This is a genomic window from Salmonella sp. SAL4457 (genome assembly GCF_046548235.1).
In the GTDB taxonomy this organism is placed as follows: domain Bacteria; phylum Pseudomonadota; class Gammaproteobacteria; order Enterobacterales; family Enterobacteriaceae; genus Salmonella; species Salmonella enterica.
Genome location: NZ_JBGDZO010000002.1, coordinates 32,218 through 49,638 on the forward strand (window position 1 = coordinate 32,218; position 17,421 = coordinate 49,638).

Genomic DNA, 17,421 nt, shown 5'->3' on the forward strand with positions numbered 1-17,421 from the left:
TCAAACCAGCTGTTTGCGTTGGTTTGACGGCGGAATGGATAAAGACTCTCGGTACTTCGCAACAGTGCGGCGCGCCACCATGATACCTTGTTCTGACAGCAGAGAGGTTAACTTGCTGTCGCTCAGTGGTTTCGCGGGGTTTTCCGCCGCAATTAACTTCTTCACCAGCGCGCGAATCGCGGTGGAAGAGGCTTCGCCTCCGCCTTCGGTATTGACGTGGCTGGAAAAGAAATATTTGAGTTCAAAAATACCGCGCGGGCTGTGCAAATACTTCTGCGTGGTCACGCGGGATATAGTGGATTCGTGCATCTCGACGGCCTGGGCGATATCCGCCAGTACCATCGGTTTCATATATTCTTCGCCCTGTTCAAAAAAGGCTTGCTGTTGCTCGACGATGCAGCGACTGACGCGCAGCAGCGTGTCGTTACGGCTTTCAAGGCTTTTTATCAGCCATTTCGCATCCTGTAAATTACTGCGGATGAACTGGCTGTCGGCATCGTTGCGCGCGCTATTGCACATGGCGGCATAGTGCTGGTTAATCTGTAAACGGGGAATACTGTCGCTATTAAGCTCCACCGTCCAGCGACCGTTATGCTTGCGTACCAGCACATCCGGGATAACGTACTCCGGCTCGCCGGTCTGGATCGATTGACCGGGTCTGGGATCGAGCGACTGAATCAAGTTTACCGCCTCTTTCAGCACCTCTTCTTTCAGTCGGGTAACGCGCATCAACGTGCGGAAATCGTGGTTGGCCAGCAGATCAAGGTGATCGCAGATAATAAGCCGCGCCTCTTCCAGCCACGGCGTGGATTTGTCGAATTGTGAAAGCTGGATCAGCAGACAGTCGCGAAGATCTTTTGCCGCGACGCCCACCGGATCAAAACGCTGAATGCGCTTCAGAACGGCTTCGACCTCATCGAGATCCACCTCTACATCGCCCATGCTTTCGCGAATTTCGTCCAGGGATACGGTGAGATAGCCGGTATCATCTACCGCATCGACAATGGATGTCGCAATAGCGCGATCGGTGTCCGAGAATGGCGTTAGCTCAACCTGCCACATCAGATAATCCTGCAACGACTGCGTCGTTTCGCCCTGATAGACGGGCAGCTCATCGTCGATATAATCGCCGCTGGAGCCGGACGGCGTCCCGGCGGTGTAAATTTCATCCCAACTGGCGTCAAGCGGCAGCTCTTCCGGCATCTCTTTTTGTTCGAGCGCGTCGGCGGTATCGAGAGGATCGTTATCCTGAGGTTGCTGAGTGTCGATTTCGTCATGAAGATCGGTTTGCTCAAGCAGCGGGTTATTTTCCAGCGCTTGCTGGAGTTCCTGCTGAAGTTCCAGCGTAGACAACTGCAACAGACGGATGGCCTGTTGTAGCTGAGGCGTCATCGCCAGTTGTTGGCTAAGCCTGAGTTGCAAACCTTGCTTCATATTCAGAGTCGTTTTCTCCCGCTAGAGCAGCATAGCCCTCTACCCTATCAGAGTCTGAAGTCTTCCCCAAGATATACACGCTTAACGTGTTCGTCTTGCAGGATTTCTGTCGGCGTACCGTGGGCAATAAGGTGGCCCTGGCTCACGATATAGGCACGTTCACAGACTGCCAGCGTCTCACGGACGTTATGGTCGGTGATCAGCACGCCGAGCCCGCTATCGCGCAGATGCTCGATAATGCGTTTGATGTCGATAACGGAAATCGGGTCAACGCCGGCAAAGGGTTCATCCAGCAGGATAAATTTGGGATTAGCGGCCAACGCGCGGGCAATTTCTACACGACGGCGTTCACCACCGGACAACGCCTGTCCCATGCTGTCGCGCAGATGCTCAATATGAAACTCTTCCATCAGCTCGTTGGCGCGGTCTTCTCGCTGTTCTGCGGTCAAATCGTCACGAATTTGCAGTACCGCCATCAGGTTATCAAATACGCTGAGACGGCGGAAAATAGAGGCTTCCTGCGGCAAATAGCCGATACCGCGGCGCGCGCGCGCGTGCAGCGGCAGCAGACTGATATCTTCATCATCGATGATGATATTGCCCGCGTCACGCGGCACGATACCGACGACCATATAAAAGGTGGTGGTTTTACCCGCGCCGTTTGGACCGAGCAGCCCGACAATCTCCCCGGAGTTAACGGTCAGACTGACATCTTCCACTACGCGACGGCCTTTATAGGCCTTCGCCAGATTCTTTGCAGTTAATGTTGCCATAACGAATTAGTTACTCTTCTTTTGCGCCGGAGTCTGGCCTTTGTTTTTGTCTTGCAACTGCGATGGCACCAGAACGGTGGTGACGCGTTTGCCTTTCTCGCTGAAGGCCTGCATTTTCTGCTCTTTCACCAGGTAGGTGATTTTGTCGCCGGTAATGTTGCTGTCAAGCTGCTCCAGATAAGCGTTGCCGGTCAGCACCACAAAATCTTTCGCCAGCTCGTAGTGCATATGGGAAGCGTGGCCTTTCACCGGCTTACCGTTGTCCTGCATCTGGTAGAAGGTGGCCGGATTGCCGTAACCGTCGATCACCTCTTTCCCCTGTTCGCCGCCAGGGCGGGTAACCACGACTTTATCGGCGTTGATCTTAATCGTGCCCTGGGTCATCACCACGTTGCCCGTAAAGGTCACGACGTTGCCTTGCATATCCAGCGACTGTTGATCCGAGTCAATATGAATAGGCTGTTCGGTATCGCCCGTGACGGCGAAGGCCGGAATGCTGGCGGCCAGCAGCGAGCCGGCAAGCATAAGATTAAGGCTGAGTTTGTTTGTTTTGAATTTCATAAGAGGTTCTAACCTTTTCAATCAGCTCGGCGTTCTTGCTGCGTAAGTTACCGCGCATTTTCAGTCCGCTGGAGTTAAATGTTGTGCCGTATAACGTCACCAGATCGTTCGAGGTAACATCCTGCGTCACCAGATTAATCTGCGCGTTATCGGTGGTAATTCTGCGTAATTGAGCGTCAGGCACCAGGGCGTTGACTTCAACATGGCCATACAGATAGAGCATCCGATCGTTAGTCAATTTGGCTTTATCGGCCTTGATCGACCATGTCGGCACTTTATCCTTATCAAAGGTGGTTAATACTGGTTGCGTAAACCATGAGACCGCCTGATCGGAAAAATATTCAACGTGCTGCGCGATCAGACGATAGCTCAACGCGCCTTCCGGACTGTACACGACGGTATCCGTATGCTCGCTTTTATACGTGGGATCGTTGCTGTTGACCATCACGGCAGCAGGATCGTCTTTATCCGCCAGATTGATACCAATCAGTACCAGAATGGCCAGCGACAGTAGAATGATAACCCAACGTCTGGTTTTACTCATATCGATTGCCCTTTGGCCTCATCCAGCTTGCCCTGCGCCAGCAGCAGCAAATCGCACACCTCACGTACCGCGCCGCGCCCGCCGGCAATGTGCGTCACATAGTCAGCGCGGGGGATCAGCAGCGGATGCGCATCCGCAACGGCAACGCTTAACCCCACTTTTTCCATCACTGGCCAGTCAATCAGATCATCGCCGACATAGGCAACGTTTTCCGGCGCAATGGCCAGTTTTTCCAGCAGATCGCTAAAGGCGATCAGCTTATTCGACTGTCCCTGATAAAGATGGACAATCCCCAGCGTGGCGCAGCGATCTTCTACAAGTTTAGCCTTTCGTCCGGTAATAATGGCAACCTCGATATTGGAGGTCAAAGCACAGCGAATACCATAGCCGTCACGAACGTTGAAAGCCTTCAGCTCTTCGCCGTTATTGCCCATATAAATCAGGCCGTCAGACAATACGCCATCCACGTCCAGGATGAGCAGGCGGATATTCTCCGCTTTGGTCATGACATGGGTGCTGACGGGGCCATAACAGGTCGCAAGCGACGCACCTGCTTTACTCATCGTTAATTATCCTTGAGTTTCTACACGACGCCTGCACGCAGGAGATCATGCATATGTAACACACCGAGTAACTGGTCGCCATCAGCAACCAGTACGGAGGTGATATGGCGGGACTGCATTAAATTCAGCGCATCGACAGCGAGAATACCGGGACGCACGCGAATGCCCCCTGGCGTCATCACCTCGGCGATCCCCAACTGGCGCATATCGCCGCCCATATCGAACACGCGACGTAAATCGCCGTCGGTGAAGATACCGTCGATCTTCATGGATTCATCGCAAATGACGGTCATACCGAGATTTTTACGCGTAATTTCTAACAGCGCATCACGCAGGGTGGCATGTTTATTAACATGCGGGATCTCATCGCCAGTATGCATAATATCGCTTACGCGCAGCAGTAGCTTACGTCCCAGCGCGCCGCCAGGATGCGACAGAGCGAAATCCTCGGCGGTAAAGCCGCGCGCTTTTAACAACGCCACGGCGAGCGCGTCGCCCATCACCAGCGTTGCGGTGGTACTACTGGTAGGCGCCAGTCCTAACGGACACGCTTCTTTGGGCACTTTAACACACAGATGCACATCTGCCGCACGCGCCATGCTGCTTTCCGGTCGCCCGGTAATGCAAATTAACGGTACGTGCAGCCGTTTAAGCACCGGTATTAGCGCCGCGATCTCGCTGGATTCGCCGGAGTTGGAGATAGCGATAACCACATCCTGCGGCGTAACCATCCCCAAATCGCCGTGCGCGGCTTCGCCCGGATGTACAAAAAAGGAAGAGGTGCCGGTACTGGCGAACGTGGCGGCCATTTTCCGTCCGATATGACCGGATTTTCCCATCCCCATGACCACCACTTTTCCGGTGCAGTTGAACATTTTTTCACAGGCCAGCGTGAAATGCTGGTTGATATATTGATCAAGCTCCGCCAGGCCTTCACGTTCAATTTCCAGGACCTCTTTGCCTGCCTGCTGAAAGTCAAACCCCGGTTGCAACGCTAAATGCGACATAATCCGTTTCCAGTTATCCAACAAGAAGTGGCGATAGCCAATAGAGCATCGCCAGCCATACGATAAACCCGCCGGTCAGCAGTATACCTGCGCCCCGACCAATCTGGCGCGGATGCCGCCAGCAAAGTAAAGCGAAAACCACGCTAACCAGCAACATCACGCTATAATCTCGCCCAAACGCCAGCGGATTGATCTCCCCCGGCGCGATCAGCGCAGGCAGTCCCAGCACGATAGCGAGATTAAAAATATTGGCGCCAATGAGATTACCAACGGCAATATCATTTTCGCCTTTTCGCACGCCGGCAATCGCCGTCGCCAGCTCTGGCAGACTGGTGCCGACGGCGATGACTGTCAGACCGAGCGTTAATTCACTCATGGCGAAATAGTTCGCCAGCACCGTAGCGTTATCGATTACCATGCGCGTCGCCATCGGCATGATGACCAGCGCAATGCCCAGCCATAAGAACGCGACGGGGAGCCCGCCTTCGCGCGGCAGCTCCGCCAGTTGTTCGCGGGTGAGGCTGTCATTCCCCTGGCGTTCGGCCAGACGCGCGATTTTAACAATGAATAACAGCCATAGCACAGCCAGAAGCAGGAGAAAGATACCATCACTGCGACTTAACTGTCCGTCATGCAGTACGGAACCGGCTACCACGCTAACAAATAACATTAATGGCAATTCGCGACGTAGAACATCGGAATGCACGGTAAATGGACGAACTAGCGCCGCCAGCCCTAAGATCAGCAAAATATTGGTGATGTTAGAACCGAGCGCCGCGCCGACGGCCAAATCGAGCTGACCGTGTAGCGATGCGGCGACCGACACAATAATTTCCGGCAGCGAGGTGCCGATACTCACGACCGTCATCCCGATGATCAGCGGGGGAATACCGAATGTACGGCATAAAATAGAGGCCGCAAACACCAGACGATCGGCGCCGTAGGCCACCAGAAGCAAACCAATTATGAGTAGCGCCATCGCTAAAAGCATCTAAAGTCCTTTCTTCAGGTATACTCGCCGGTCCCCTGGAAGGGATATCTGGAAGCCGTAACGAAGTCCTAATTTTGACTTTATGCGGCTAAAAAGTAAAACGAATGCCAGCTTTCGCTAACCCTGTCAGTTAATATTCTGTAATTATGTCGAACCCATGGTTAAATTCAGCGCCATGGTTACCTCAACAAGGCAATACGAAGGATGAATCAATGGGTCAGTCTGCGGCCAATTTAGTCGATATGCGCGACGTCAGCTTTTCCCGTGGCGAACGCTGCATTTTCGATAATATTTCCCTGACGGTGCCGCGCGGGAAGATCACGGCGATCATGGGGCCGTCGGGCATCGGTAAAACCACGCTGTTGCGCCTGATTGGCGGACAGATCCCGCCGGATAAGGGCGAGATCTTATTTGATGGCGAGAATGTGCCGGCCATGTCCCGTTCGCGGCTCTACACCGTCCGCAAACGTATGAGTATGCTGTTTCAGTCGGGAGCGCTGTTTACCGACATGAACGTGTTTGACAATGTGGCCTATCCGCTACGGGAGCACACCAATTTACCCGCGCCGCTGCTAAAAAGCGTCGTGATGATGAAACTGGAAGCTGTCGGGCTGCGCGGCGCGGCAAAACTGATGCCTTCCGAGCTCTCCGGTGGAATGGCGCGCCGCGCCGCGTTGGCGCGCGCCATCGCTCTGGAACCGGATCTCATCATGTTCGATGAGCCGTTTGTCGGCCAGGACCCGATTACCATGGGCGTTCTGGTGAAGCTGATTTCAGAATTGAACAGCGCGCTGGGCGTGACCTGCGTGGTGGTCTCGCATGATGTGCCAGAGGTGCTCAGTATTGCGGATCACGCCTGGATCATGGCGGACAAAAAAATCGTCGCTCACGGTAGCGCTCAGGCGTTGCAGGAGAATACGGACCCGCGCGTACGTCAGTTCCTTGACGGTATTGCCGACGGGCCGGTTCCGTTCCGCTATCCGGCGGGCGACTATCACCTTGATTTACTCGAAACAGGGAGTTAAGCCACTCATGCTGTTAAATGCGCTGGCAGCACTCGGATACAGCGGGATCAAAACCGTCAGGACGTTCGGGCGCGCCGGGTTAATGTTATTCAATGCGATTATCGGTAAGCCGGAGTTTCGCAAACATGCGCCGCTGCTGGTGCGCCAGCTTTATAATGTGGGCGTCTTGTCGATGCTTATCATTATTGTCTCCGGCGTATTCATCGGTATGGTGCTGGGGCTGCAAGGCTATCTGGTTCTGACCACTTACAGCGCGGAGACCAGTCTTGGCATGTTAGTGGCGCTTTCGCTGCTGCGCGAGCTGGGGCCGGTGGTCGCGGCGTTGCTGTTTGCCGGGCGGGCCGGGTCGGCGTTGACGGCGGAAATCGGCCTGATGCGGGCGACGGAGCAGCTCTCCAGTATGGAGATGATGGCGGTCGATCCATTGCGCCGGGTGATTTCGCCGCGCTTTTGGGCGGGCGTGATTTCATTGCCGCTACTGACCATTATCTTTGTGGCGGTCGGTATCTGGGGCGGCTCGCTGGTCGGCGTAAGCTGGAAGGGAATCGACGCCGGGTTCTTCTGGTCCGCGATGCAGAATGCCGTCGACTGGCGTATGGACCTGGTGAACTGTCTGATAAAGAGCGTGGTGTTCGCCATTACGGTAACATGGATTGCGTTATTCAACGGTTATGACGCAATACCGACTTCTGCCGGGATTAGCCGGGCAACGACGCGTACCGTGGTTCACGCATCGTTGGCCGTTCTGGGGCTGGATTTTGTGCTGACCGCACTGATGTTTGGGAATTGAGTTCATGCAAACGAAAAAAAATGAAATTTGGGTAGGCGTTTTTTTGCTGGTAGCGTTGCTGGCGGCGCTGTTTGTTTGCCTGAAGGCGGCAAATGTGACCTCTATGCGCACGGAGCCGACCTATAAGGTTTATGCGACCTTCGATAACATCGGCGGTCTGAAAGTGCGTTCCCCGGTACGCATCGGCGGGGTGGTTGTCGGGCGGGTTGAAGATATCTCGCTTGATCCGAAAACATACCTGCCGCGCGTAACGCTCGACATCGAAGAGCGTTATAACCATATTCCCGATACCAGCTCGTTGAGTATTCGTACTTCCGGACTGCTGGGGGAGCAATATCTGGCATTAAACGTCGGTTTTGAAGATCCTGAGCTGGGAACGTCTATCCTCAAAGATGGGAGTACGATTCAGGACACCAAGTCTGCAATGGTGCTGGAAGATATGATTGGTCAGTTCCTCTATAACAGCAAAGGCGACGACAATAAGAATTCTGGCGATGCGCCAGCCGCAACGGAAGACCATACTGAAGCCACAACGCCCGCGGGCGCAACGAAATAATCTCAGGAGAATTGAGGCATGTTTAAACGACTGATGATGGTGGCCCTGCTGATCATTGCGCCATTAAGCGCAGCAACGGCAGCGGATCAGAGCAATCCTTATAAACTGATGAACGAGGCGGCGCAGAAAACGTTTGATCGCCTGAAAAACGAACAGCCGAAAATTCGTGCCAATCCGGACTACCTGCGCGACGTTGTTGATCAGGAACTTCTGCCGTACGTGCAGGTAAAATATGCCGGTGCGCTGGTGCTAGGCCGCTACTACAAAGAGGCGACCCCGGCGCAGCGTGAAGCCTATTTTGCCGCGTTTCGCGAATACCTGAAACAGGCCTACGGTCAGGCGCTGGCGATGTACCACGGTCAGACTTACCAGATAGCGCCTGAGCAACCGCTGGGCGATGCGACCATTGTGCCTATCCGCGTAACGATTATCGATCCCAATGGTCGTCCGCCGGTACGCCTGGATTTCCAGTGGCGCAAAAACACTCAGACCGGCAACTGGCAGGCGTATGACATGATTGCGGAAGGCGTCAGCATGATCACCACCAAGCAAAATGAGTGGAGCGACCTGCTGCGTACTAAAGGCATCGACGGCCTGACCGCACAACTGAAATCTATCTCTCAACAGAAAATTACTTTGGACGAGAAACAGTAATGACGCCGCAACTCACCTGGACGCGTGAGGCGGACACTCTGGTGCTGGCGGGAGAGCTGGATCAGGACGTGTTGGCGCCGCTATGGGACGCGCGCGTAGAAGCGATGAATGGCGTTACCCGTATCGACCTGAGCCAGATCTCCAGGGTAGATACGGGGGGACTGGCGCTGCTGGCGCACCTTGTGAACCAGGCAAAAAAGCAGGGCAATGCCGTGTCGCTGTCTGGCGTTAACGACAAGGTTTACGCGCTGGCGCAATTATATAACTTGCCCGAAGACGTACTTCCCCGTATGTAATGAATGCCGGATGGTTTATCCGGCCTACACTTCGCATGATCCCCGTAGGCCGGATAAGTTGCGTTAGCAGCACCATCCGGCACTTTTACCGCGCTGATTTATCAGCGTAATCTTTTGCTTATTTAAGACGGCGCGACTTTGCTCTAAGATGTTGGGCTGTTTTCACTATTTGACGAATAAAGAACCCATGGAAAATCATGAAATTCAGAGTGTGCTGATGAATGCCCTCTCCCTCCAGGAAGTCCACGTCTCCGGCGATGGCAGTCACTTTCAGGTTATTGCCGTGGGCGAGATGTTTGACGGCATGAGCCGGGTCAAGAAACAGCAAACGGTCTATGGGCCGCTAATGGAGTACATTGCGGACAACCGTATCCATGCCGTATCGATCAAAGCATATACCCCGGCGGAATGGGCGCGCGATCGTAAACTTAACGGATTTTAAGCTACGGGTAACCTGCCGGTAGCGGAGATGAATGCTTAACTGAGAATACAATAATGGATAAATTTCGTGTACAGGGGCCAACGACGCTCCAGGGCGAAGTCACAATTTCCGGCGCCAAAAACGCCGCGCTGCCGATCCTGTTCGCCGCTCTGCTGGCAGAAGAACCGGTAGAGATCCAAAACGTTCCAAAACTGAAAGACGTGGATACGTCGATGAAGCTCCTGAGCCAATTAGGCGCGAAAGTGGAACGCAATGGATCGGTACACATTGACGCCAGCCAGGTGAACGTGTTCTGCGCGCCTTATGATCTGGTTAAGACCATGCGCGCCTCGATATGGGCGCTGGGGCCGCTGGTTGCCCGTTTTGGTCAGGGACAAGTCTCTCTGCCGGGGGGCTGTACTATCGGCGCGCGTCCGGTTGATCTGCATATTACCGGTCTGGAACAACTGGGTGCGACCATCAAGCTGGAAGAGGGCTACGTAAAGGCCTCCGTAGAAGGGCGTCTTAAAGGGGCGCATATCGTGATGGATAAGGTCAGCGTCGGCGCGACCGTCACCATTATGTGCGCCGCTACGCTGGCGGAAGGGACGACCATCATTGAAAACGCCGCGCGCGAGCCGGAAATTGTCGACACCGCTAACTTCCTGGTTACGCTGGGGGCGAAGATCGCCGGGCAGGGCACCGATCGTATTACGATCGAGGGCGTAGAGCGTCTGGGCGGCGGCGTTTATCGTGTGCTGCCGGATCGTATCGAAACGGGGACTTTCCTGGTGGCGGCAGCGATCTCTCGCGGCAAAATCCTCTGCCGTAACGCGCAACCGGACACTCTGGACGCAGTACTGGCGAAACTGCGCGATGCTGGCGCGGATATCGAAGTGGGCGAGGACTGGATTAGTCTGGACATGCACGGCAAACGACCGAAGGCGGTCAATGTCCGTACCGCGCCGCACCCGGCATTCCCGACCGATATGCAGGCGCAGTTCACGTTGCTGAACCTGGTGGCGGAAGGGACGGGCTTTATCACTGAAACCGTCTTTGAAAACCGTTTTATGCACGTGCCTGAACTCAGTCGCATGGGCGCGCGTGCGGAAATTGAAAGCAATACCGTCATATGCCATGGCGTAGAAACGCTCTCTGGCGCCCAGGTCATGGCGACAGATCTGCGGGCATCTGCGAGCCTGGTGCTGGCGGGCTGTATTGCGGAAGGCACGACGATTGTGGATCGTATTTATCACATCGATCGCGGTTATGAGCGCATCGAAGACAAACTGCGCGCGCTAGGCGCGAATATTGAACGCGTGAAAGGCGAATAACCTTCTGTGCGCTGAATAACCCCCGCGAACGCGATGCGGGGGTTGTTTTACAGGCACTTACTCTACATTCTGTTTGTTTTTATTACGCGCTCTCATAAGCCGCGTTCTGTCGATAAACTCATGCGTGCGCGGATCGTGATAACGCGATGGCCAAATAACCCAGGGTTCCGTTCCCAATGCTTTTGCGATAATCAACTCTCCTTTCGGCCACGGGCGCGTTAATGCATTGGCCAGCGTGGATGAACTCAATCCATTCCGACGTGACTCAGCGGCCATTGAAGTCCCTTTTTTACGTAGTCCGGCAATGATATCGGCCGGATGCCAGTCAATAAGCTTGCTTTCCATACATCCATCACTCCTTAGGTTAATCACTTACGGTTTTAACAACCCGACGACGTTCGATACTATAACGCTTCGTGAAGGAATGTTCTAAAAAGTTCATGTAAGTGGCGGCAATATTCAGAATATGCCAGGGGAAGTCCTGGATGAGTATGTGAAAGACAGGCGATAGGGTATCTGGAGTTTATTAGAACTTAATGGGATATCCCGCGCAGTGCGCGGGATAAGAGAATGGCATTAACGATCGCGCTGCACCGCGATGTGTGCGAGACCGATTAGCGCCTCACGCCATGGAGTATCCGGCAATATCTGCAACGCGGATATCGCTTTGTCGGCTTCTTCTTCCGCTCGCTGACGCGTCCATTCCAGCGAACCGCAGGTGGTCATCGCTTCCAGAACCGGTTCCAGAAGATGACGGCCATTGCCTTGTTCAATAGCGGTACGGATCATCGCTGACTGTTCTGGCGTACCGTGGCGCATGGCGTGAAGCAACGGTAAGGTAGGTTTGCCCTCATTGAGGTCATCACCCACATTTTTACCGAGATGCTCGCCGTCGGCACTGTAATCCAGCAGATCGTCAATGAGCTGGAAAGCCGTACCAAGGTAGCGGCCATAGTCCTGCAACCCTTTCTCTTGCTCAGGCGTACAACCGGCAAGAATACCGGAGCACTGGGCGGCGGCTTCGAACAGACGGGCCGTTTTACTGTAAATCACCCGCATGTAATTTTCTTCGGTAATGTCCGGGTCATTCACGTTCATCAATTGCAGCACTTCGCCTTCTGCAATCACGTTGACCGCTTCCGACATCACTTCCAGCACTTTTAACGAGCCGAGGCTGGTCATCATCTGGAAGGCGCGGGTATAGATAAAGTCGCCGACCAACACGCTGGCGGCATTACCGAAAGCGGCATTTGCCGTCGCTTTGCCGCGACGCATATCGGATTCATCCACCACATCATCATGTAGCAGCGTCGCCGTGTGGATAAACTCGATCAGAGCGGCGATAGTCACGTGCGCGTTACCCTGATAACCCACCGCACGCGCGGCAAGAACGGCAATCATCGGACGAATGCGTTTTCCGCCGCCGCTAATAATGTAATATCCTAGCTGATTAATCAGTTGAACGTCGGAATTAAGCTGTTCAAGGATTGTCGCATTGACACCCGCCATATCTTGCGCGGTTAACTCGTTGATTTTTTCTAAATTCATCGCAAAAGCCGGGCTTATCGCCCCGATTATCCCATGTCTGAATGAGGTAACGTAGGGTTTATGGTTAGAAATATACCCTGATTGTACTGAAAAAACGCCGCAGATAAACGTTACCGTATGCGTTGTGTTTTTTTTCTTCATGTATTGATGGTAGCACTTGTCAAAGCCGTGCAATTTGCGTAATATTCGCGCCCTATTGTGAATATTTATAGCGCGCTCTGAATCATTGAAAGGTGTGCGCGGAAGCGGAGTTTTTTATGTACGCGGTTTTCCAAAGTGGTGGTAAACAACACCGAGTAAGCGAAGGTCAGACCGTTCGCCTGGAAAAGCTGGACATCGCAACTGGCGAAACTATCGAGTTCGCTGAAGTTCTGATGATCGCAAACGGTGAAGAAGTCAAAATCGGCGTTCCTTTCGTTGATGGCGGCGTAATCAAAGCTGAAGTTGTTGCCCACGGTCGTGGCGAGAAAGTTAAAATCGTTAAGTTTCGTCGCCGTAAACACTACCGTAAGCAGCAGGGCCATCGTCAGTGGTTCACTGATGTGAAAATTACCGGCATCAGCGCTTAAGATTAGGGGAGCAGATTAAATGGCACATAAAAAGGCTGGCGGCTCGACTCGTAACGGTCGCGATTCTGAAGCTAAACGTCTGGGCGTAAAACGCTTTGGCGGTGAAGCAGTTCTGGCAGGCAGCATCATCGTTCGTCAACGTGGTACTAAATTCCACGCTGGTACCAACGTTGGTTGCGGTCGTGACCACACTCTGTTTGCTAAAGCAGACGGTAAAGTGAAATTCGAAGTTAAAGGCCCGAAAAACCGTAAATACATCAGCATCGTTGCTGAGTAAGTTTTTTGTGGTCCGGTAACGGATGAAAGCCCCGCACCTGTTGCGGGGCTTTTTACATTCGATGGCCGACTAAAATATACCCGTGTGGCTGTGCGAATGCCGTTAACGGGTCTTTGCAGGGAACACGGCATGAAGCAGCAGGCAGGCATTGGCATTCTTTTAGCGCTCACTACCGCGATGTGCTGGGGAGCGTTGCCAATAGCAATGAAGCAAGTGCTGGAGGTGATGGAGCCTTCAACCATTGTCTTCTACCGCTTCTTAATGGCCAGTATTGGCCTCGGGGCGATACTGGCAGTAAAAAGAAAGCTGCCGCCGCTGCGTATTTTTCGTAAGCCGCGCTGGTTGGTGTTATTGGCGATAGCGACCTGCGGACTGTTCGGTAATTTCATTTTGTTCAGTTCTTCCCTGCAATATTTAAGCCCAACCGCGTCGCAGGTTATCGGCCAGCTCTCGCCGGTTGGCATGATGGTCGCCAGCGTCTTTATTCTGAAAGAAAAGATGCGCGGTACGCAGGTGATTGGCGCGCTGATGTTATTGAGCGGGCTGGTAATGTTTTTTAACACCAGTCTGATCGAGATTTTTACCCGACTGACCGACTACACCTGGGGCGTTATTTTTGGCGTAGGCGCGGCGATGGTGTGGGTGAGCTATGGCGTGGCGCAAAAAGTATTATTGCGACGTCTGGCCTCGCAGCAGATCCTGTTTTTACTGTACACTTTATGTACGATAGCGCTCTTGCCGCTGGCAAAACCGATGGTGATAGCGCAACTGAGCGACTGGCAGCTCGCCTGTTTGATTTTCTGCGGGCTAAATACGCTGGTAGGATATGGCGCCCTGGCGGAAGCGATGGCGCGTTGGCAGGCGGCGCAGGTGAGCGCGATAATCACGCTTACACCGCTATTTACCCTGCTGTTTTCAGATCTTTTATCTATGGCCTGGCCCGATTTCTTCGCCAGACCGATGTTAAACCTTTTAGGTTATCTCGGTGCGTTTGTCGTGGTTGCGGGCGCGATGTATTCCGCCATTGGTCATCGTATTTGGGGCGGTTTACGCAAGCATGAAACGGTGGTTTCGCAACCCCGCTCAGGCGAATGATTTACGGAGAATAAAATGAAGTTTGTTGATGAAGCATCGATTCTGGTCGTTGCAGGCGATGGCGGTAATGGCTGTGTGAGCTTCCGCCGCGAAAAATATATCCCGAAAGGCGGCCCGGACGGCGGTGATGGCGGCGACGGCGGCGACGTCTGGATGGAAGCCGATGAAAACCTGAATACGCTGATCGATTACCGCTTTGAAAAATCGTTCCGCGCTGAACGTGGTCAGAATGGCGCGAGCCGCGACTGTACCGGTAAACGCGGTAAAGACGTGACCATCAAAGTGCCGGTCGGTACGCGCGTTATCGACCAGGGAACCGGTGAAACGATGGGCGACATGACCAAACACGGTCAGCGTCTGTTGGTCGCGAAGGGCGGCTGGCATGGGTTAGGCAATACCCGTTTTAAATCCTCGGTTAACCGTACGCCGCGCCAGAAAACCAATGGTACGCCGGGCGATAAGCGCGACCTGCTGCTGGAACTGATGCTGCTGGCGGATGTCGGGATGCTGGGGATGCCAAACGCCGGTAAATCAACGTTCATTCGCGCGGTATCGGCAGCAAAACCGAAAGTCGCGGACTATCCGTTTACCACGCTGGTGCCGAGCCTGGGCGTGGTACGTATGGACAGCGAAAAGAGTTTTGTGGTGGCCGACATTCCGGGGTTGATCGAAGGCGCGGCGGAAGGCGCGGGCCTGGGGATTCGCTTCCTGAAGCACCTCGAACGTTGCCGCGTACTGCTGCACCTCATTGATATCGATCCGATCGATGGTTCCGATCCGGTGGAAAACGCCCGTATCATTATTGGCGAACTGGAAAAATACAGCCAGGATCTGGCGGCTAAACCGCGCTGGTTAGTGTTCAACAAGATCGATCTGATGGATAAAACCGAAGCGGAAGAGAAAGCGAAAGCAATCGCCGAAGCGTTGGGCTGGGAAGGGAAATACTATCTGATTTCCGCTGCCAGTCAGCTAGGGGTGAAAGATCTCTGCTGGGATGTGATGACCTTTATCATCGAGAATCCGATTGCGCAGGCTGAAGAAGCAAAACAGCCGGAAAAAGTCGAGTTCATGTGGGACGATTATCATCGCCAGCAGTTGGCTGAAGTGGAAGAAGACGCAGACGATGACTGGGATGACGACTGGGATGAAGACGACGAAGAAGGCGTCGAGTTCATCTACAAACGTTAATCTCGTAGCCGGATGGCGCTTACGCTTATCCGGCCTATAAAAGCCAACGGGCCGCATTTGCGGCCCGTTTTATTATGTTCGTTGTAGGCCGGATAAGACGCGTTAGCGCCGCCATCCGGCAATAATGCACTCAGTTATTCTGATAAATATCCTTGTACAATCGACTCTCGAAGCGTACCAGCGGAATACGTCGATTACGCTGATCGGCAGGTGGAACCGCGTAGCCGGACAAATACTGTACAAATGCCATCCGTTGCCCGCTTGCGGTGGTAATAAAGCCCGCCAGATTATACACGCCCTGCAGTGACCCGGTTTTCGCTGAAACCTTACCGTCTACGCCCGCCTGATGCAGCCCGGCGCGGTATTGTAATGAACCATCATAGCCCGCCAGCGGCAGCATAGAGATAAAGTTCAGCTCGTTATCGTGTTGGGCGATATATTGCAGCACCTGCATCATCGTGGCGGGAGCGATCAGATTATGGCGAGAAAGACCGGAACCGTCGGCAATAATGGTATTGGCGATATCAATTCCCGCCTGTTGGCGCAGGATCTGGCGAACGGCATCCGATCCCGCCCGCCAGGTGCCAGGCACGTTAAACCTGACATGACCAATCATCCGAAAAACAGTATCGGCGATCATGTTGTCTGACTTTTTCAGCATAATCTTAAGCAGATCGTGCAGTGGCGCCGACTGTTTACTGGCGACGATCGTTCCGGGCTCGTTAACCTGCGTCTGGCGCAGTAGCGTGCCGCGGTAAGTTATCCCGGCCTCTTTCAGTTCCTGCTTGAGGATCGCGCCCGCGTAGCTGGCGCCGTCCTGAATAGCAAAGGCCAGCGGCAGCGGGTCGGCGCGCTGTGGTAAACAGCCGGTAAGCGTATAACGGTTCAAATCGCCAGGCACAACATCCAGCTCGCAATACTGCGCGTCTGCCGAACCGCGCGGCAGAGTCCGTACCTGGCTGAACATCGTTACCGGATAATAAGAGGCCACGCGAATAAAGGCTAAATCGTTTGGTTTTTGCGCGCTATAAAGCGACACAGAAAAACAGTTGCGGTCAACAATGGCGGCGGCGGGAGGCGCGCTGAAACACTGCGTCAGGTCGTTCCACGGCCAGCCTGGCGCTTTATCGTGGCTGGCGAAAATCGACGTGTCGATAAGCACATTGCCGTCGATTTGCGTGACGCCGGACTTTTTCAGCGTCGCGACCATATTGCGAATATCCTGACGTTTTAGCGTTGGATCGCCACCGAAGCGCGCAATTAAGTCACCTTTCAGGATGCCGTTATCGACGTTGCCTTTAGTCTCCAGCGTGGTCGTAAAACGGAAATCCGGGCCGAGTTGAATCAGCGCCGCCAGCGCGGTAATCACCTTTTGGGTACTGGCGGGAAGCGCCATCTGCTGACTATGATAATCAATAGCCGGCGCGGGCGCGCCAATCTTTTGCACCATCAGCGCGAGGTTGGCGCCGGCCGGAAGCTGTTTGATGTATTCGTCAATATTCGCGGCCTGAACGCTGAACGCTATACTGGTGGTCAATCCGATGATAAATCTGGAAAATCGCATAATCTCGCGCTAACACCCTGGAAACAAGCCGTCATACTACGGCGCAACGCCCTAAAAAGTAAACGATGACCCATAGGGAACTCCAGGGTAAAATGGTTATCAAAGAGGAAATTGTAGCTGACCTGGGACTGCGCGCCCGGGTTGGTGTTTTTTTGCTTCTGACCCTGGTATGGCATATGCCGGGGCTGGCTTAGCAGCCGGGGTAGAGTTCATTGCCCCCTACAGGAATGT

At 53.8% G+C, this 17,421-nt stretch carries 21 protein-coding genes; 11 read left to right on the top strand and 10 right to left on the bottom strand.

The features are described 5' to 3' along the window. Genes rpoN through ACLJNW_RS07675 form a run of 7 tightly spaced genes read right to left on the bottom strand, consistent with a single transcriptional unit; the run spans position 1 to position 5,873 of the window. Positions 1-1,434: an RNA polymerase factor sigma-54 gene (gene rpoN / locus ACLJNW_RS07645; RefSeq protein ID WP_024154683.1), complete on the bottom strand. Its 1,434-nt coding sequence runs from the start codon at positions 1,432-1,434 to the stop codon at positions 1-3. A 47-nt stretch (positions 1,435-1,481) separates the two neighbouring features. Then, positions 1,482-2,207, bottom strand: coding sequence for an LPS export ABC transporter ATP-binding protein (gene lptB / locus ACLJNW_RS07650; RefSeq protein ID WP_000224104.1), 726 nt, complete (start codon positions 2,205-2,207; stop codon positions 1,482-1,484). Between the two features lie 6 nt (positions 2,208-2,213). Beyond that, a complete protein-coding gene (lptA, locus tag ACLJNW_RS07655; protein WP_000669770.1) occupies positions 2,214-2,768 on the bottom strand; it encodes a lipopolysaccharide ABC transporter substrate-binding protein LptA in 555 nt (184 codons plus the stop codon). After that, positions 2,737-3,312, bottom strand: coding sequence for an LPS export ABC transporter periplasmic protein LptC (lptC, locus tag ACLJNW_RS07660; protein ID WP_000047845.1), 576 nt, complete (start codon positions 3,310-3,312; stop codon positions 2,737-2,739). The genes lptA and lptC overlap by 32 nt, the downstream gene beginning before the upstream one ends. After that, complete coding sequence (gene kdsC, locus ACLJNW_RS07665) at positions 3,309-3,875, bottom strand: 3-deoxy-manno-octulosonate-8-phosphatase KdsC (protein ID WP_000030029.1); 567 nt, start codon at positions 3,873-3,875, stop codon at positions 3,309-3,311. The genes lptC and kdsC overlap by 4 nt, the downstream gene beginning before the upstream one ends. 20 nt (positions 3,876-3,895) lie before the next feature. Further along, positions 3,896-4,882, bottom strand: a complete 987-nt coding sequence (kdsD, locus tag ACLJNW_RS07670; protein ID WP_000018617.1) for an arabinose-5-phosphate isomerase KdsD — start codon at positions 4,880-4,882, stop codon at positions 3,896-3,898. 13 nt (positions 4,883-4,895) lie between these two features. Beyond that, complete coding sequence (locus tag ACLJNW_RS07675) at positions 4,896-5,873, bottom strand: calcium/sodium antiporter (protein WP_000922742.1); 978 nt, start codon at positions 5,871-5,873, stop codon at positions 4,896-4,898. Positions 5,874-6,085: 212 nt separating this feature from the next. Between ACLJNW_RS07675 and mlaF the strand changes: the two genes are divergently transcribed. From mlaF to murA, 7 genes are all read left to right on the top strand, one after another. Next, a complete protein-coding gene (gene mlaF / locus ACLJNW_RS07680) occupies positions 6,086-6,898 on the top strand; it encodes a phospholipid ABC transporter ATP-binding protein MlaF (RefSeq protein ID WP_000531566.1) in 813 nt (270 codons plus the stop codon). Positions 6,899-6,905: 7 nt separating this feature from the next. Beyond that, positions 6,906-7,688 carry a lipid asymmetry maintenance ABC transporter permease subunit MlaE gene (mlaE, locus tag ACLJNW_RS07685; protein WP_023204555.1) on the top strand — a complete coding sequence of 261 codons (783 nt, stop codon included), beginning with the start codon at positions 6,906-6,908 and terminating at the stop codon, positions 7,686-7,688. Positions 7,689-7,692: 4 nt separating this feature from the next. Then, complete coding sequence (gene mlaD / locus ACLJNW_RS07690) at positions 7,693-8,244, top strand: outer membrane lipid asymmetry maintenance protein MlaD (RefSeq protein WP_001193589.1); 552 nt, start codon at positions 7,693-7,695, stop codon at positions 8,242-8,244. An 18-nt stretch (positions 8,245-8,262) separates the two neighbouring features. Further along, on the top strand, positions 8,263-8,898 hold the full coding sequence (mlaC, locus tag ACLJNW_RS07695) for a phospholipid-binding protein MlaC (RefSeq protein WP_000476467.1): 636 nt from the start codon (positions 8,263-8,265) through the stop codon (positions 8,896-8,898). Further along, positions 8,898-9,194, top strand: coding sequence for a lipid asymmetry maintenance protein MlaB (gene mlaB / locus ACLJNW_RS07700; protein ID WP_000188843.1), 297 nt, complete (start codon positions 8,898-8,900; stop codon positions 9,192-9,194). Before mlaC ends, mlaB begins: the two co-directional genes overlap by 1 nt. 187 nt (positions 9,195-9,381) lie before the next feature. Then, positions 9,382-9,636: a BolA family iron metabolism protein IbaG gene (ibaG, locus tag ACLJNW_RS07705; RefSeq protein ID WP_001518349.1), complete on the top strand. Its 255-nt coding sequence runs from the start codon at positions 9,382-9,384 to the stop codon at positions 9,634-9,636. A gap of 53 nt (positions 9,637-9,689) precedes the next feature. After that, positions 9,690-10,949, top strand: a complete 1,260-nt coding sequence (murA, locus tag ACLJNW_RS07710) for a UDP-N-acetylglucosamine 1-carboxyvinyltransferase (protein ID WP_000357288.1) — start codon at positions 9,690-9,692, stop codon at positions 10,947-10,949. 57 nt (positions 10,950-11,006) lie between these two features. Here murA and sfsB read toward each other — a convergent pair whose 3' ends face one another. Both sfsB and ispB read right to left on the bottom strand, forming a co-directional pair. After that, positions 11,007-11,294, bottom strand: a complete 288-nt coding sequence (gene sfsB, locus ACLJNW_RS07715; RefSeq protein ID WP_000444168.1) for a DNA-binding transcriptional regulator SfsB — start codon at positions 11,292-11,294, stop codon at positions 11,007-11,009. A gap of 231 nt (positions 11,295-11,525) precedes the next feature. Continuing rightward, positions 11,526-12,497 (bottom strand): octaprenyl diphosphate synthase, encoded by a 972-nt coding sequence (gene ispB, locus ACLJNW_RS07720; protein ID WP_001047354.1) that lies wholly within the window; start codon positions 12,495-12,497, stop codon positions 11,526-11,528. Positions 12,498-12,754: 257 nt separating this feature from the next. On the opposite strand from ispB, the gene rplU reads away from it, so the two are divergent. The 4 genes from rplU (at position 12,755) to cgtA (ending at position 15,626) form a co-directional block, all read left to right on the top strand. Next, positions 12,755-13,066 (top strand): 50S ribosomal protein L21, encoded by a 312-nt coding sequence (rplU, locus tag ACLJNW_RS07725; protein ID WP_000271396.1) that lies wholly within the window; start codon positions 12,755-12,757, stop codon positions 13,064-13,066. 19 nt (positions 13,067-13,085) lie between these two features. Continuing rightward, entirely contained in the window at positions 13,086-13,343 is a 258-nt protein-coding gene (gene rpmA, locus ACLJNW_RS07730; protein ID WP_000940593.1) for a 50S ribosomal protein L27, read from the top strand. A gap of 129 nt (positions 13,344-13,472) precedes the next feature. Beyond that, positions 13,473-14,438 (top strand): DMT family transporter, encoded by a 966-nt coding sequence (locus ACLJNW_RS07735; RefSeq protein WP_000813052.1) that lies wholly within the window; start codon positions 13,473-13,475, stop codon positions 14,436-14,438. 15 nt (positions 14,439-14,453) lie between these two features. Then, on the top strand, positions 14,454-15,626 hold the full coding sequence (gene cgtA / locus ACLJNW_RS07740) for an Obg family GTPase CgtA (protein WP_000673556.1): 1,173 nt from the start codon (positions 14,454-14,456) through the stop codon (positions 15,624-15,626). A gap of 130 nt (positions 15,627-15,756) precedes the next feature. Here cgtA and dacB read toward each other — a convergent pair whose 3' ends face one another. After that, the gene (gene dacB / locus ACLJNW_RS07745) at positions 15,757-17,190 is read right to left on the bottom strand and encodes a serine-type D-Ala-D-Ala carboxypeptidase (RefSeq protein WP_001212674.1); all 1,434 of its coding nucleotides are present in this window, start codon (positions 17,188-17,190) and stop codon (positions 15,757-15,759) included. Between the last annotated feature and the right edge of the window lie 231 nt (positions 17,191-17,421).